Source organism: Bacteroides sp. MSK.20.12 (assembly GCF_019052435.1).
Taxonomy (GTDB): Bacteria; Bacteroidota; Bacteroidia; order Bacteroidales; family Bacteroidaceae; genus Bacteroides; species Bacteroides xylanisolvens.
In genome coordinates this window covers 30,383-46,666 of record NZ_JAHQVH010000036.1, presented here as the reverse complement: position 1 = coordinate 46,666, position 16,284 = coordinate 30,383, and the positions used below count along the sequence as shown (strand labels likewise).

The window sequence follows — 16,284 nt, the reverse complement described above, 5'->3', positions numbered from 1 at the left end:
GTTAAGCTTTCCGATTAGCAATGATGTAGTCAGTCAGTGTACATACCGAGTAGAAGATTTGTTTTCCTTCACTAGGATTCTCTATTTTAATGCCATATTCACGTTCCAAAATCAGGATGATTTCGAGTGCGTCAATGGAGTCAAGGCCAAGACCTTCGTCGCCAAACAGAGGGGCTTCATCGTCAATATCTTCCGGAGTGATTTCTTCAAGGTTCAACTCTTCGATTAGTTTACCTTTCACTTCGTCCATCAGTTCTCTTTTGGTTTGATCTAAATTATTCATAAATCGTTGATATATTATTAAGTTGTTTAAATTCTGCTTGATAATGTCCGTACAGTAGTTCGCACCAGCCTATGATGCATGTGCGTAACTTACCTTTCGCCATCACAATTCTTGCGTAATCCTCTAAGGAAGCAGTGTCGGATTGCTGACAGACAAAGAATGTATTTTCTCCCTGAATTTTGTGTCGTATACAGATTTCTCCCAATACTACATTGGGGAGAGTGTAGACAAACACGGCAGGACTGGCGGCTTTATCTCCTTCTTTATTGATGATAGCTTGATGTTTGCAGTCCGTATCTAAAGAGGAAGATGCATTGGCTAGAATGATTCCAATCTCTTTCGGCTGGTAGTTGGTATCTTTCAATAAATATCCGGCAGCTACATATCCCAGCTTACAAAGATTATCCATCTTGTAGAACTTCATATTGTTTTCTCCCAGATGCTTGTATGCTTCCCGGATAAACGGCGCAAAGTCAGTCTCCGAAGAATTGAATATAGCTGTTCCTTGGTTTTCTACCACTCCCGGTTTGATCGTGACTATATTGGCTGATTCCACGACAGCTTTGCAAAATGCCGGAGAATCGGTTTTCTGTTTCAAATGAGCATCTGGGAGAGATAATACCAGTGCGGCATTACAGCCTCCGAAACCGGAAGCGGTTTTGATACAACATTTCATCGGCATCGGCTGATGGGTACCATAAACGGTGATGGGCATGGGAACGCCCAGTGTCTCATATCCTAAAGTTCCGTAGTATATTCCTTCTTTCAGTTGCTCTATGCAGAGTATGGTTTCAATAATGCCTGAAGCTCCTAATGTATGCCCGAAATAAGGCTTAAGACTATTTACCGGAACTGCTGACAATCCTGCCAAATGTATGGCTTTGGATTCCATTTCGTCATTATAAACCGTAGCTGTTCCGTGTGCATTGATAAAGCTGATATCTTCGGGAAGTGCTCCGGCTTCTTCCATTGCCTGATTGATAGCCAGCGCCAGTCCGTCTCCTGTCCGGGAAGGACCGGATATATGGTTGGCATCATTGCTGATCGCTCCTCCGGATAGAATAATATGATTTGCGTTTCCTTGAGTTTCTAAAAGCACAGCTCCACAGGCTTCGCCTAGACTTAATCCGTCCCGTTGTATATCGTATGGCCGGCATCGGTGTGCGCTGACTGACCGGAAAGACAAGAAACCGCTGGTAATAAAATGAGAAAGAATATCCCCGCCGGCGACAATCACCCGTTTGTAACGCCCTGATTCTATCCATCTCTTGGCAACAACCAGTGCCGAGACTCCAGATATACAGGCGTTGGAGATAACTTCTACCTGATTGGCTGCCTCAAAAAAATGCCCGATTCGTTCTGCCATTTTCCAAAGAAAAGCCGGGCTGTCAACAGATAATTCCTGTAAAAAGGAAGGATTGTCAATTGTTGATTGTACAGAATCGCCTGGCTTGTCCGAATTAGTTCTTTTTTCTTGATTGCTCAATAAATCAATATTTCCCTTCGTGGTGGAGAGTAATAAAGCACAGTCCGACTCTTGCAGATTCACTCCCGATTGGGAAATCACTTCCTGAATAGTCAATATAAACAGTTGCTCTAGCCGGGTATAAGAGGAAATATCCAGCTCCTTTGCCCGCTTTTCCAACTCGACAGAATCAATCATCCCTGCCAGAATCTGACTGTCAGAAATCCGTCCGGCTTCTTGCATACGAATCCCGCTTCGGTAGTCATGGATTGCTTTCCTATTCTCCGAAATGCCGAAACCTAACGAACTAATCAGCGTATGGGCTGTGATGTATATATTTAAAGGATGTTCCATTTCTTTTTCCATTCCAGATAAAACGGAGGGTTGATAAGCTCCAGCTCTTTATTCAGGTTCAGGAACACTTGTATGGTGCTTCCGGTGGCCACTACACTCTGGTCGGTAGCCCGATAGATAACGTATTCGAATTTTATCTTGGCTGCCTCACAGGCAATATAGCGTGTTTCGATAATCGCTTCTTCACCAAAGGACAATGATTGCTTGAACTGACAGGTTAAATCTACGATGGGAACCATGTAGCCTTCCCGGTAAATGCTCATATAATCCAAACCATACTGTTTGCCGAAAGCTTCCCGTCCATCTTCAAAGTAGCGCACGTACTCGCCATGCCATACAATTTGCATGGAGTCAATTTCGCTGAACCGTACTCTGAAAGTAGTCCGGTTAGTCAAAGCTGCAATCTGTTGATTTGTTTTCCGTTTCATTCTTTTTTGATAAATATTTTCATCTTACATTCAGCAATCAGCTCTTCTTCCGTTTTCACTTGTGCCGAAATAAGCGTAATATCGAATACCTCTTGTACGACGGTAATCTCTGTAAATAATTTCATTCCGGCTTCCGGCAAATTGTAGATTTTAAGTTTGTCTACCGAACCGATAAAACCTAACGGAACTTTTTCACCCTGCCGGGTATAAATAAACCCGATACGTGCAGCCGCTGATTGTGCGATATGCTCAATAATTCCCGGCTCTTGCAGTCTGCCTGCCTCACAAAATAAATTGTCGGTAGTGACAGTCAGTCCGGAATATGAACGGTTTTCTTCAAATCCGAAGAAACTGTCCACCATAACGATTGGCGGACGCTGTGGAATCAGGTTGAGTATTCCTTCTCCTTGTATGACGGCTTCTCTGTTCATTTCAATCTGCATTGTACGATGCTGTGTCCCATTCCTAAATGGTCATGTATCTCTTCGATTTCCAATCCTGCTGCTTCGATGCATCGTTGCATATCGTCCGAATGATACATCTTGCTGTTTCCGTTTGCCATCGCTGTAAAATAGAGACTGATTTGTGTCAGGCAATAAGCGGCTGTGTCAAATTTCTGTCGGTTCCAGAAAGTCTCCATAATATACAGGCGGCTCTCTCGGTTCATAGAACGGGCTGCACGGGTCAATATGCTGGTAACTTCTTCTTCCGAGAAACAATCGAGGAACTGGCTCATCCAAATAGCATCGAACCCTGTCTGGAAAGGAACTTCCGGGTCGAGCAGATTGGCACCATGACCGTGGATACGTGTAGCTCCGGGCAGTTCTTTGGTTTGTTGACGCATCATCTCCAATTGTTGCGGAAGGTCCATGATGGTTACTTCCACTGTGTCGTCATAGCTTACGCATTTGGTCGCCCAACGGCCGGTATTGCCTCCCACATCCAATAAAGTCTTGGGATGACGGGCGAAGACAATCGCCAGTGCTTCGTCGAACGAACAATCCGAGTAATAATGATCGAAACCGAACCAGCTCTTTTGTACCTGTGAAGGCAGACTTGACAACCCTTCATAGATAGTACTCCATTCACCGAATACTTTCAGTCCTTCAGGACGTCCGGTGGTAATGGCTTCTTCCAGATGAAACATTCCCTGATAGTTAACATCATGGTTGAAGTCCATATTAACACGTACCATTTTGTCATTGAGCAGAAACCAGCCGGCTTTCGCAAGGCAGTATCGCCCTTCACGCAGCAATACGGTGCCGATAGTCAATGATGCCTCCAACAATACTTGTGCGCCATAAGAGGACAGCCCACAAGCTTTGCTGATTTCTTCTTGCGTCATACCTTTGCGCTCGTCGGCCAATAACTGGAAAATTCCGAATTTAAGCATAAGGCGTGATACCTGAAAAACAATAGGCCCAAAAGCTATTTCTTGTGCCAGGCGTTGTGCCTCTACCGCTGTCAACGGCTCTTTGTCATATTTATTCTGTTGCATCTTTTTGTTTCTCTTTTAAATCCGGTGACTGCTTTCCGGCAGGTTCCCAGAATGGATAATAATTGAACCATTGTTCCGGATAGCGTTTTAGTATCTGTTCCAAAGCAACAGTGTATTGTTCGAGCAGAGCCATCTCCGCTTTCTTTTTTTTTGTTCGTACTACCGGTTCCGCTATTATAAAATGAAAACGGTAAGTTCTTCCCGGTTCCCTCATAGCAAAGTAGAATACCACCGGAACTTTCATTCGCGAAGCCAGCAGGAAAGGACCGGCAGGGAAAGGAGCTTTCTGTCCCAGTAAAATTCCTGGCAGAAGTTTCTCTTTGTTCAGATAACGGTCGCCCTGGAAACATACATATTCTTTTTGGTTGATCGCCTCGGTTATGCGGAAAACGTGTGTCAGGTTGTCTTCATTGACAGGGATAATCTTAAATTCCTTGTCCTGACCGTTTTTCTCCAGGATCTCTTTGATTCTACGATGTTCGGCATCGTACATCACGATATTGATTTTCTTTCCGTAATCATCAAAGAAAGGAACGCCTATTTCCCAGTTTCCCACATGGGCGCCAATCATAATCACTCCCTGTTCACTGTTCAGCAGTTGCAGAAACTCCGGATACTGCTCGAATTTGAACTGATATTGATTTACTTTTCCATTACCGATGGCTACCTTGTCAATCAGGATTTGTCCTAATCGGTAATAGTTGAGTAGTAACATTTTCAAAGAACGTATCCTATTGTATTTCAGAATGTGACGGGCATAAAACCAGGTGCTTTTGGTTGCTTTCGGAGCAAACGGTATGAAGTAGAGCACTACCAGGCTTAGAAAAAGATAAGCGGCAGTAATGCCCAGATACTTAATCAGGTAAATAAAGAATAAGTATCCGAACGTTCCTCCCCGGGTTTTGCCTTTCCACGTCGACATATTTACTTGGCTTCCTGCATACGGGTGATAACGAGATCGTAGAAGTCCTGGAAGGTTTTGATACCTGCAAAGTCTTGTCCGGTTACATTGAAACCGAAATTCTTTTCTACCAATACCACCATGTCGACCAAGTCCAAACTGTCCAGTTCAAGAGTTTCCATTAACGGCGCATCCGGCTGGATGACGTCGATGTCTACTTCAAACTCTTCTGCCAGAGTTGTTCTTATTTTCTCAATGATTTCTTCATTTGTCATATATCTGTTTTCTTTAGTAATTTATTCTTTGATTTGGCGTATAATCAGGGTGGAATTGGTTCCTCCGAATCCAAACGAATTGGAAAGGAACGTGTCAAATTCCAGATTTACCCGTTGGGTAGGTATATTCAACTGTGCGGAAGCCTCATCCGGTTCCTCGAAATTGAGGTTGGGAGCGATGAAACCGTTGTTCATCATGAGGGTGGAGTAAATCACTTCACTGGCACCTGCCATCCACATTTCATGTCCGGTCATAGACTTCGTGGAAGTGACATACGGGTGATGTCCTTCAAATACTTCCGCAATGGCTTTCGCTTCGTTCAGGTCGCCTACCGGAGTGGAAGTGGCGTGTGCATTGATATAACTGATTTGTTCGAGTGCAATACCCGCATCTTTGATGGCCATCTGAAGAGAACGTTTCGGACCGTCCACATTCGGTACGGAGATATGATCTCCATTGGAAGAGAAACCGTAACCGATAACTTCGGCCAAAATGGGAGCTCCCCTTTTTACTGCCGATTCATAGCTCTCTAATACCAGACTGGCGGCTCCTCCACTCGGAATCAGTCCGTCACGTCGTTTATCAAAAGGTTTGGAGGCTTTCTCGGGCTCTGCTTCCTGGGTGGAAAATGCGCTTAGCCCGTCGAAACTGCCGACCGCATAAGGATTTACTTCTTGTGCGCCACCGCAAAGAATACAATCCTGCAATCCTGATTTAATGAGCAGATACCCCATGCCAATAGCATGAGAACCACTTGCGCAGGCTCCGGCAATGGTGAAGTTAACCCCTCTAAGCTTGAAGATAACCGACAGGTTCATTGTCACGGTAGAATTCATCGACTGGAAAATAGAACCGGATCCCACCAACGCTGTATTTTTCTTTTCACGAATGATGTCCACTGCGTTGATAACAGGGGCGGCACTACTATCATTACCATACAAGATACCCACTTCATTAGCTTCGAGAAAAGCCTCGTCAATACCGGCGTTACGGAAAGCCTCCAAAGTAGCGAGATAAGCATATTCTCCTTGTTCCGGCAGGCAGAGACGTTTACGACGATCTAATAGTTTCTTCAAGTCGGGACGTTCCAATATGCCCGTTAATGCAGAAAAATAGCCCAGCTCTTTCCGTACCGGATCTATGCCAATCCCCGATTTCCCATTGTATAGTGAGTCTTTTACTTCATCCAGGTTCTTGCCGATGCAAGAGTAAATCCCCATTCCCGTGATAACAACTCTTTTCATTATTTTGTCTATTCTATGCTTTTGTTTTAAGTATATAGTCCTCCGTTGATGGAAATCACCTCTCCTGTGATATAGGATGAGGCTGGAGATGCCAGAAAACCAACCAGATCGGCAACCTCTTCCGCAGTACCGAAACGTCCTGCAGGAATGTGTTTTTTCCATTCGTTCTCATCAATCCCTTCCGTCATATCCGTGCGGATAAATCCCGGAGCTACTGCGTTGACTGTTACCTTTTTCTTGGCGACTTCTTGTGCCAGTGCTTTGGTCGCAGCTATTACGCCACCTTTGGCTGCGGAATAGTTGGCTTGTCCGGGCATTCCCTGAATACCTGACAAGGATACGATATTGACAATACGTCCATAACGTTTGACCAGCATATTCTTCAATAAAGGCTGTGTCACATAAAAGAATCCGTTCAGACTAATATCGAGCACTTTGTTCCATTCTTCTCCTGTCATCCAGAGCATCAGGTTGTCTTTACGGATGCCCGCATTGTTAATCAGTACTTCGATGTATTCGTCAGGATGTTGTGACGCCCAGTTGTTCAAGGCAAGGGCAATAGCGGCAGGGTCTGTCACATCGAACTTCATGATTTCTCCGTTACTTCCTTTTTCCTGCACTAACTGCAACGTTTTTTCTGCTTCTGCGTCGTTACTCTGATAATTAATCAGTATAAAGTAGCCCATTTCCGCCAGTTTGCAACTGACAGCACGACCGATACCTCGGCTTCCTCCGGTTACTAATGCGTATTTCATTTTATTTATTTTCTTTTTTGAGATAGTCCATCATTCTTTCTATCTCTTTATATTTAGGTGTGTCATTGGTAAATACAGGGAAGAAGCTACGTATCTCTTCATACACCTGCCGGCTTTTGGGACTTAGACGATCCTGTATTTTCAGGTAGTCGATGGCTTGTGCCATTCCCATAAATTGAATAGCCATCACCTGATAAGAATTCTCAATGACTGTTTTTGCTAATAGAGCCGAGTTGGTTCCCATGCTGACAATATCCTGATTATCGTTGTTGTTAGGAATACTGTGCACATACATCGGATTTGATAATGTCTGACATTCGGCTGTAGTGGATGTTGCTGTGAATTGCGAAGCCTGCAAACCGTAGTTCAATCCAAGCACTCCCAAGTTTACAAAAGGAGGCAGGATGCCATTGATACGGTCGTGGAACAGATAATTGATCTGTCTTTCGCAAAGCATGGTCAGTTTGGTTACGGCGATTTTCAGTTTATCCATTTCGAAAGAGATGTAATCTCCGTGGAAGTTACCGCCATGATAAATATTTTGTGTGTCCGGATCAACAATCGGATTGTCGCAGGCGGAATTTATTTCGTTAATCAATACTTCTTCCGCATTCTTCAGCTCATCATAGATGGGACCGAGGATTTGCGGAACACATCGCAAGGAATAATAGGGCTGTACTTTGTGCTCGAAGATTTTTTCTTTGTGCACTTGGTTGTATAGCTCATTCTCTCTTTGAAGTACACATTTACTGCCCGCTACCCATTCTCTCATCATAGCGGCTATCTCTTGTTGCCCTTTGTGATGCTTGGCCTCGTTTAATGCCTGTGCCATGAAATCATCATAAGAGGCGGCAATCTCATTCATCATGACAGAAGCGGCTACCGACCAACGGAGCAGCTTTTTGGCATAAATAAGATTGACGATACCGATTCCTGTCATCACAGAAGTACCGTTTGTGACGGATAATCCTTCGCGGATGCGCATTGAAAAAGGTTGCAGACCGTTTTCCTCAAGCACAGTAGCGGCATCACGTAATTTCCCCTGATAAAAAACTTCCCCTTCTCCTATTAATGTCAGGGCAATATGGGCCAGTTGCACGAGATCGCCGCTGGCACCTACACTTCCATGTTCGGGTATGAACGGATAAATTCCACGGTTGATAAATTCACAGAGAAGAGATACCAGCTCCATGTGTACTCCTGATTTCCCCTGTAGAAAAGTGTACAGGCGGGCAATCATAGCTGCTTTTACATAAAGTTCGGGAAGTGGTTTGCCGGCACCGGTGGAATGGCTTCGAATGATATTGTACTGAAGCTCGATCAGTGACTGATCTTCTATCCGGTATTGTGCCATTGGACCGAACCCCGTATTGATACCATAAATAATCTTATCGCTGGAAAAAGATTGTAGGAAATCGAAGCTTTCCTCTACTTTTCGGATACATTCTTTAGAGAGTTCCAGCTTCTCATTATCAAACAATACTTTATAAAGGGTATCTAAATTTATACTTTTGTCAGCTATCATTTTCTGTACTAGATATTTTATGCCTTATTAATTAAGGTACAAAAATAGGCAATTTCTGTTATATAGCGGACATGAATCAGAATAAAACTTTTTCCGGAGAATTGGTTTTGCTTGTTTTGTTTCTCATTCGTGAGGGGGCTTTTTCAAAAAAAAACTATCTATGCTTTTTGCAAGTCCCGTTCTTCATATTTGCAGATCGCCTCTATCCATTCTTCTGTCAGTGGCATGGATTCATGTCTTTCAAGATCGAAAGTAACCATAACAGACTTGCAGATACATTTTACTTCATTCGTTTCTGTGTCGATAACCCGCTGGATCAGGTGAAAGCTTTTGGTGCCTATCTTAGAAACAGCAGTCTGTACGGCGATATGATCGGATGCGAATATCTGTTTGACGAAATCCGCTTCGATGTGGACAACGACAATCCCGATCTTTTCCCAATCTACTCCGGGGCATACTGAAGCGAAGTATTCAGTCTTTCCTAAGTCGTAAAAGGAGAAGTAAACTGTGTTGTTGACGTGACCAAATTTGTCTACATCATTGAATCGCAATTGGATAGGTAATGTGTGATGAAATACGATTTCTTCCATTGTTTTCTCTTAAACGTTTTAAATTCGACACAAAAATGGCACTTTTGCTTTCTTGCTTGAAATTGAGGCAAAGATAGAGATTTCTAATGATTCTGCTTTCGGAGATAAGGAAGATTTTCGTTAATAATCGTTTAAAACGAAGTTTTGGGATGTTTGTTCTGTTAGGGAAACACGCTTGTAATAATGTAATAGTTAAATTGTTGTCTGCCAATAGTTGATTTTAAAGGGTGATTTAAAAACGTCAGGATAGATTTCACTAAATGGAATAAATGTGTTATTTTTGCGTCTTGTTCTTAACGGAAATTAATCAAGAAATGATAGAAGATATTAAAAAAGCCTGTCAGGTGATGAATGAAGGAGGAGTGATCCTTTATCCCACTGATACCGTATGGGGTATAGGCTGTGACGCGACTAATGAGGAGGCTGTACGCCGGGTGTATGAGATTAAGAAACGTGCTGATAGCAAAGCTATGTTGGTGTTGGTGGATTCTCCGGTTAAAGTGGATTTTTATGTACAGGATGTACCTGATGTAGCATGGGATTTGATTGAAGTTGCCGACAAGCCGTTGACGATTATTTATTCCGGAGCACGTAATTTAGCACCTAATTTGCTGGCCGAAGATGGTAGTGTAGGGATTCGTGTGACGAATGAAGATTTTTCCAGAAGGCTCTGTCAACAGTTCCGTAAAGCAATTGTTTCTACTTCGGCTAATGTCAGCGGGCAGCCGGGTGCTGCTAATTTTAGTGAAATCAGTGATGAAATCAAATCGGCGGTAGATTATATTGTTGGCTTTCGCCAGGATGATATGAATAAGCCGAAACCCTCAAGTATTATTAAGTTGGAAAAAGGTGGAGTGATAAAGATAATTCGCGAATAAATGAAAGGAGAAAAACTTAGTTTATTGCAGCGTTGTATCAAATGGCGGGAAGCGAACATAAAGGAGAAGCAATTTATCCTGATATTAAGTTTCCTGGTCGGAATCTTCACTGCGTTTGCTGCGTTAATATTGAAATTCTTTATCCATCAGATACAGAATTTCCTGACTAATAATTTCAATGCAACAGAAGCTAACTACCTGTATTTGGTATATCCGGTAGTCGGTATTTTTCTTGCAGGTTGGTTTGTACGTAATATTGTAAAGGATGACATCAGTCATGGGGTCACCAAAATTCTATATGCCATCTCCCGTAGGCAGGGACGTATCAAGCGACACAATATCTGGTCGTCTACTATCGCCAGTGCCATAACCATCGGATTTGGTGGATCGGTCGGAGCAGAGGCGCCGATTGTACTGACGGGCTCGGCAATCGGTTCCAATCTCGGGAGCGTGTTTAAGATGGAGCATCGCACGTTGATGTTACTCGTTGGTTGTGGTGCGGCAGGTGCCATTGCCGGTATTTTTAAAGCTCCGATTGCGGGACTGGTATTTACCTTGGAAGTGCTGATGATTGACTTAACCATGTCTTCTTTGCTTCCCCTGCTGATTTCTGCCGTGACAGCAGCAACTGTTTCGTACATAGTCACTGGTACGGAGGCTATGTTTAAGTTCCACCTCGATCAGGCATTTGAACTGGAGCGTATTCCTTTCGTTATCTTGCTGGGAATTTTTTGCGGACTGATTTCGTTGTACTTCACACGTGCCATGAATTCGGTAGAAGGTGTATTTGGCAAACTCAATAACCCTTACAAGAAACTGGCGTTTGGTGGTGTGATGTTGAGTGTATTGATTTTCCTTTTCCCGCCTCTTTATGGTGAAGGATATGATACGATTAATCTTTTGTTGAATGGAACGTCTGCCGAAGAGTGGGATACGGTCATGAACAACTCTATGTTTTATGGCTATGGTAATTTGTTGCTGGTTTATCTGATGCTGATTATCTTATTGAAAGTATTTGCTTCCAGTGCAACAAACGGTGGCGGTGGTTGTGGTGGTATCTTTGCTCCTTCGCTTTATCTGGGATGTATTGCCGGTTTTGTTTTCTCTCATTTTAGCAATGACTTTGCTTTCTCCGCTTATTTGCCGGAGAAGAATTTCGCATTGATGGGAATGGCGGGAGTAATGAGTGGTGTCATGCATGCTCCATTGACAGGGGTGTTCCTGATAGCCGAGCTGACAGGTGGATATGATTTATTTCTTCCGTTGATGATTGTATCTGTAAGTTCATATCTGACAATTATTGCTTTCGAACCTCATAGTATCTATTCGATGCGTTTGGCTAAGAAGGGACAATTGCTGACACATCACAAGGATAAAGCTGTGTTGACGCTGATGAAAATGGAAAACGTGGTGGAGAAAGATTTCGTTGTCGTACACCCGGAAATGGACTTGGGCGAACTGGTGAAAGCAATTGCAGCTTCTCATCGAAATGTCTTTCCGGTGACAGATAAGAAAACGGGTGAATTGTTGGGAATTGTATTGCTCGACGATATTCGCAACATCATGTTCCGGCAAGAACTTTATCATCGTTTCACTGTTAATAAATTGATGATATCTGCTCCTGCCAAAATCTTCGATACGGATGGAATGGAGCAGGTTATGCAAACATTTGACGATACGAAAGCCTGGAATCTTCCGGTTGTAGATGAGGAAGGCCGCTATCAGGGATTTGTCTCTAAATCAAAGATATTTAATTCGTATCGGCAAGTGCTGGTACATTTTTCTGAAGACTAATCCGTGCCTAAGTAATGATAACATATTTAAAATGATGAAGAAAGAGGACTTAAGAATAGTATATATGGGGACTCCCGATTTTGCGGTAGAGGCCCTGCGTCAATTAGTAGAAGGCGGTTATAATGTAGTGGGTGTGATTACGATGCCCGATAAACCTGCCGGACGCGGACATAAGATTCAATATTCTCCTGTCAAACAATATGCGTTCGAACAGAATTTACCGTTGCTTCAACCGGAAAAGTTGAAAGATGAAGCTTTTGTGGAAGCGTTGCGTGAATGGAAAGCCGATTTGCAGATTGTAGTTGCTTTCCGTATGTTGCCGGAAGTGGTATGGAATATGCCGCGACTGGGTACATTTAATCTTCATGCTTCTTTACTTCCTCAATATCGTGGAGCTGCTCCTATCAACTGGGCGGTTATCAACGGTGATACGGAAACCGGGATTACGACTTTCTTTTTGAAGCATGAGATAGATACCGGAGAGGTCATTCAACAGGTACGTGTGCCTATTGCAGATACGGATAATGTAGAAGTGGTACATGATAAATTGATGATGTTGGGAGGAAAACTGGTTCTTGAAACAGTAGATGCTATACTGAATGGAACGGTCAAACCAATTCCTCAAGAAGAAATGGTAGTTGTCGGTGAACTCCGTCCTGCTCCGAAGATATTTAAAGAAACCTGCCGGATTGACTGGAACCAGCCGGTGAAGAAGATCTACGATTTTATCCGTGGACTATCACCTTACCCCGCTGCCTGGAGTGAACTGATTGCTTCCGAAAAAGCAGAAAGTGTGGTCGTGAAAATATTTGAAAGTGAGAAAGTTTATGAATCACATCAATTGGCTGCCGGAACAATCGTGACTGATGGCAAGAAATTTATGAAAGTAGCTGTACCGGATGGATTTGTATCTATTCTTTCTTTACAACTACCCGGTAAGAAACGACTGAAAACAGATGAGTTGCTTCGTGGTTATCACCTGGAAGATGGGTGTAAGATGAAGTGATTTGACAATAAAATAGAATAAAAAAACCGTCCCGAACACGAGACAATTAGAACCTAAAATAAAAGAATTATGAAACCGATTATCGCTCCTTCTATTCTTTCTGCCGATTTTGGATATTTGGCAAAGGATATTGAAATGGTAAACCGCAGTGAAGCGGAGTGGGTACATATTGATATTATGGACGGAGTATTTGTTCCGAATATTTCATTTGGCTTTCCGGTACTGAAATATGTAGCGAAGTTAAGTAAGAAGCCGTTGGATGTGCATTTGATGATTGTGAATCCGGAGAAATTCATTCCGGAAGTAAAAGCATTGGGTGCTCATACGATGAATGTGCATTATGAAGCTTGTCCACATCTGCATCGGGTGATTCAACAAATCAGAGAAGCCGGGATGCAGCCTGCTGTAACGATCAATCCTGCTACTCCTGTAGCTCTTCTGCAAGATATTATCCGGGACGTGTATATGGTGCTTATCATGAGCGTGAATCCGGGATTTGGCGGGCAGAAGTTTATCGAACATTCGGTAGAAAAAGTTCGTGAACTGCGTGCCCTGATTGAACGGACAGGTTCGAAAGCCCTGATTGAAGTAGACGGTGGCGTGAATCTGGAAACAGGGGCCCGTCTGGTTGAGGCGGGAGCCGATGCGTTGGTGGCTGGAAATGCTGTCTTTGGTGCACAGGATCCGGAAGGAATGATTCGTCAGTTGCACGAACTGTAGTGGATGAATTATAAATATTGGTAAATTAGCTTAGATATAAAATATAAAAGTTACCTTTGTTGGAAAATAAACAAAAATGGGAACTTGGAGTCAACAGCAGGAGGTTAGAAAAGAAACCAAAGAAAGAGATAAGACTAGAAAAGAAAAATTGGCTGGTTATTTTTTTGATCTTTCGAAGCTTTCATTTGCTGGACTTGTGATTGGTATAATTATACCTCTATACGCCAACTTTTTGGATGAAAATAATTGGTATATAGCTGTAACGGGTATTGTTTTGACAACTTTGTCTGCATTATTAGCTAATAAAATATTAAAATGATATGGAAATGTTAGGTTTTGTTTTTACAGTAGGATGTGTGATTGTTGGAGGTATTTATCTGTGGACATTCACTAAGTCGGGAAAGAAGTGGCTGAAGAATCTGTGAAATAACTGCGACATTGTTTCTTTATAACGTCCATCGATATCCATTTATACGCCTGCTTATCCCTTGGATAGCAGGCGTTTTTTGTGGAGATCATTTTTTTGACCGTTCATGGGCCCCCCTTTGTGGTATTCTCTTCTTTGGCTTTTTTGCTGCATTGTCTTTTGCTCTTTATTTTCTGAAGCGCTATTCGCTGCGATGGTGTTTTGGGATAGCTATCTCCGCTCTTTGTTTTACGGGAGGATGGCTTGGGATGACTGGACAATTGCAACAGGCTGTCTGCTCTTTTCCGAAAGAAGAAACTGTGTACCGGGTTTTGATAACGGATGCAGCTCAACCAAAAGAACATACTTACCTCTGTCAGGCATTATTAAAAGAACGTCGTGATACTGCGGGCATATATCCGATAGGACATACTGCGGTTCTTTATCTACAGCAAGATTCGTCTGCCTCCCGTTTGAAGAGTGGAGATGAACTGCTGATTTCTGCCCACATTTCTCCTCCTCTCAACAATCGAAACTTTGATGAATTTGATTATGCCCGCTTCCTGATGCGGAAAGGTATTAGCGGAACAGGATATGTTGCATCCGGGAAATGGATAAAATGCGACGGAATGAATAACTTTGACCTCAAAAGTGTAGCCAGCTCTTGTAGAAGAAACATGGTTTCACTTTATCAGGAACTGGGATTCAACGGGGATGAACTGGCAGTACTTTCAGCACTAACAATAGGAGATAAGACAGAATTAAGTGATTCGGTTCGTGAAAGTTATTCGGTAGCAGGTGCAAGCCATATTCTTGCTCTATCCGGTTTGCATATCGGACTTTTATATACAATGATCTTTTTCATTCTGAAACCTATTGCCCGAAGAGGAAATATAGGTAGATGTGTGCGTTCTGTTTTTCTTCTTGTCTTATTGTGGACCTTTGCTTTTTTTACAGGGCTTTCTCCGTCGGTAGTACGTTCGGTCAGTATGTTTTCGATTTTAGCTATGGCGGATATGACTGGTCGTGAACCTTTATCTTTAAATACATTGGCGGTAGCTGCGTGGTTGATGTTATTCTGCAATCCTGCATGGTTGTTCGATGTTGGTTTTCAACTCTCTTTCCTTGCTGTTGCTTCTATCTTGCTTATCCAAAAGCCGATCTACCATTTGATTACCGTGAAAAGTAGAATAGGAAAGTATGTTTGGGGGCTGATGAGTATATCTGTTGCCGCACAAATAGGAACAGCTCCGCTTGTTCTGTTTTATTTCTCTCGATTCTCCGTGCATTTTCTGTTGACGAATTTAGTTGTTATACCTTTGATTACGATTATCTTATATGCTGCTGTCGCAATGCTTCTTCTGACTCCTTTCTCCTGGCTTCAGATAGGAGTGGCCGGAGGTGTTAAGAAGCTGTTGGAAGGACTTAATTTCTTTGTCCGATGGGTAGAACGGCTTCCTTGCGCTTCTATAGATGGAATTTGGCTTTATCAGTCAGAAGTGCTAGGTATCTATATTGTTATCGCTCTGCTAACCTATTATTTCATGAATCGCCGATACCGGAATCTGCAAATCTGTCTTTTTTCTATCTTGTTGATGGGGACTTATCATGCAACGCTGTATTGGCTGGATCGTCCTCAAACGAGTTTAGTCTTTTACAATATGCGTGGCTGTCCGGCAGTACATTGCATAAAGAGTGACGGACAATCCTGGATAAACTATATGGATACTCTCTCCAATGAAAAACGTCTGAAACACATGACAGCTAACTATTGGAAGCGTCATCACCTTCTTCCTCCCCAAGAAATAACGGCTGATTGCCGGCACGCTGAACTTAACCGTCAACAGCAGATTATATCCTATCATGGTTGTCGTGTATGTGTCATAAACGATAACCGTTGGCGAAACAAATCTACCGTTTCTCCGTTATATATTCAGTATCTTTACTTATGCAAAGGATATGACGGTCATCTGGAAGAACTCGCCCTGGTCTTTTCTTTCTCTTACGTCATATTGGACGCGTCCCTCTCGGAATACCGCAAACACCTACTTGAAAGCGAATGCAAGAAATCCGGTCTGCGATTTATCTCTTTGTCTGACGAAGGTTCTGTCCGCTTTTTGCTCTAAGTACAAAGATTTATCGTACATTTGCACCTTGATAA

17 protein-coding genes are annotated in these 16,284 nt (G+C 42.9%); 6 read left to right on the top strand and 11 right to left on the bottom strand.

Translation table 11 applies throughout. From position 1 onward, the window contains the following. Position 1 precedes the first annotated feature (1 nt). The 11 genes from KTR06_RS17410 to KTR06_RS17360 form a co-directional block, all read right to left on the bottom strand. The gene (locus tag KTR06_RS17410) at positions 2–283 is read right to left on the bottom strand and encodes a phosphopantetheine-binding protein (RefSeq protein ID WP_008020527.1); all 282 of its coding nucleotides are present in this window, start codon (positions 281–283) and stop codon (positions 2–4) included. Next, positions 276–2,102 (bottom strand): beta-ketoacyl-[acyl-carrier-protein] synthase family protein, encoded by a 1,827-nt coding sequence (locus tag KTR06_RS17405; protein WP_049701834.1) that lies wholly within the window; start codon positions 2,100–2,102, stop codon positions 276–278. Before KTR06_RS17405 ends, KTR06_RS17410 begins: the two co-directional genes overlap by 8 nt. Next, a complete protein-coding gene (locus tag KTR06_RS17400) occupies positions 2,087–2,530 on the bottom strand; it encodes a thioesterase family protein (protein ID WP_008020530.1) in 444 nt (147 codons plus the stop codon). The genes KTR06_RS17405 and KTR06_RS17400 overlap by 16 nt, the downstream gene beginning before the upstream one ends. After that, positions 2,527–2,961: a hydroxymyristoyl-ACP dehydratase gene (locus KTR06_RS17395; protein WP_008641965.1), complete on the bottom strand. Its 435-nt coding sequence runs from the start codon at positions 2,959–2,961 to the stop codon at positions 2,527–2,529. The genes KTR06_RS17400 and KTR06_RS17395 overlap by 4 nt, the downstream gene beginning before the upstream one ends. After that, positions 2,958–4,028 carry a methyltransferase gene (locus tag KTR06_RS17390; protein ID WP_217290618.1) on the bottom strand — a complete coding sequence of 357 codons (1,071 nt, stop codon included), beginning with the start codon at positions 4,026–4,028 and terminating at the stop codon, positions 2,958–2,960. The genes KTR06_RS17395 and KTR06_RS17390 overlap by 4 nt, the downstream gene beginning before the upstream one ends. Continuing rightward, positions 4,015–4,950: an acyltransferase gene (locus KTR06_RS17385; RefSeq protein WP_217290617.1), complete on the bottom strand. Its 936-nt coding sequence runs from the start codon at positions 4,948–4,950 to the stop codon at positions 4,015–4,017. Before KTR06_RS17385 ends, KTR06_RS17390 begins: the two co-directional genes overlap by 14 nt. Before the next feature lie 2 nt (positions 4,951–4,952). Beyond that, positions 4,953–5,204 (bottom strand): acyl carrier protein, encoded by a 252-nt coding sequence (locus KTR06_RS17380; RefSeq protein ID WP_004305450.1) that lies wholly within the window; start codon positions 5,202–5,204, stop codon positions 4,953–4,955. Positions 5,205–5,225: 21 nt separating this feature from the next. After that, positions 5,226–6,449, bottom strand: coding sequence for a beta-ketoacyl synthase (locus tag KTR06_RS17375; protein WP_008020539.1), 1,224 nt, complete (start codon positions 6,447–6,449; stop codon positions 5,226–5,228). A 26-nt stretch (positions 6,450–6,475) separates the two neighbouring features. Then, positions 6,476–7,204, bottom strand: coding sequence for a 3-oxoacyl-ACP reductase FabG (gene fabG / locus KTR06_RS17370; protein ID WP_008020540.1), 729 nt, complete (start codon positions 7,202–7,204; stop codon positions 6,476–6,478). A gap of 1 nt (position 7,205) precedes the next feature. Further along, positions 7,206–8,729, bottom strand: a complete 1,524-nt coding sequence (gene hutH, locus KTR06_RS17365; protein WP_008641972.1) for a histidine ammonia-lyase — start codon at positions 8,727–8,729, stop codon at positions 7,206–7,208. A 158-nt stretch (positions 8,730–8,887) separates the two neighbouring features. Next, on the bottom strand, positions 8,888–9,319 hold the full coding sequence (locus KTR06_RS17360; protein WP_004313074.1) for a thioesterase family protein: 432 nt from the start codon (positions 9,317–9,319) through the stop codon (positions 8,888–8,890). 314 nt (positions 9,320–9,633) lie between these two features. Here KTR06_RS17360 and KTR06_RS17355 point away from each other — a divergent pair, with 314 nt between their 5' ends. The 6 genes from KTR06_RS17355 (at position 9,634) to KTR06_RS17330 (ending at position 16,249) form a co-directional block, all read left to right on the top strand. Further along, the gene (locus KTR06_RS17355) at positions 9,634–10,197 is read left to right on the top strand and encodes an L-threonylcarbamoyladenylate synthase (protein ID WP_004313073.1); all 564 of its coding nucleotides are present in this window, start codon (positions 9,634–9,636) and stop codon (positions 10,195–10,197) included. Beyond that, a complete protein-coding gene (locus tag KTR06_RS17350) occupies positions 10,198–11,991 on the top strand; it encodes a chloride channel protein (protein ID WP_004313072.1) in 1,794 nt (597 codons plus the stop codon). A gap of 34 nt (positions 11,992–12,025) precedes the next feature. After that, on the top strand, positions 12,026–12,997 hold the full coding sequence (fmt, locus tag KTR06_RS17345) for a methionyl-tRNA formyltransferase (RefSeq protein ID WP_217290623.1): 972 nt from the start codon (positions 12,026–12,028) through the stop codon (positions 12,995–12,997). A 69-nt stretch (positions 12,998–13,066) separates the two neighbouring features. Beyond that, positions 13,067–13,717, top strand: coding sequence for a ribulose-phosphate 3-epimerase (rpe, locus tag KTR06_RS17340; RefSeq protein WP_120067223.1), 651 nt, complete (start codon positions 13,067–13,069; stop codon positions 13,715–13,717). A 76-nt stretch (positions 13,718–13,793) separates the two neighbouring features. Then, entirely contained in the window at positions 13,794–14,036 is a 243-nt protein-coding gene (locus tag KTR06_RS17335) for a hypothetical protein (RefSeq protein ID WP_008020549.1), read from the top strand. A gap of 119 nt (positions 14,037–14,155) precedes the next feature. Further along, on the top strand, positions 14,156–16,249 hold the full coding sequence (locus KTR06_RS17330; protein ID WP_217290616.1) for a ComEC/Rec2 family competence protein: 2,094 nt from the start codon (positions 14,156–14,158) through the stop codon (positions 16,247–16,249). Positions 16,250–16,284 lie beyond the last annotated feature (35 nt).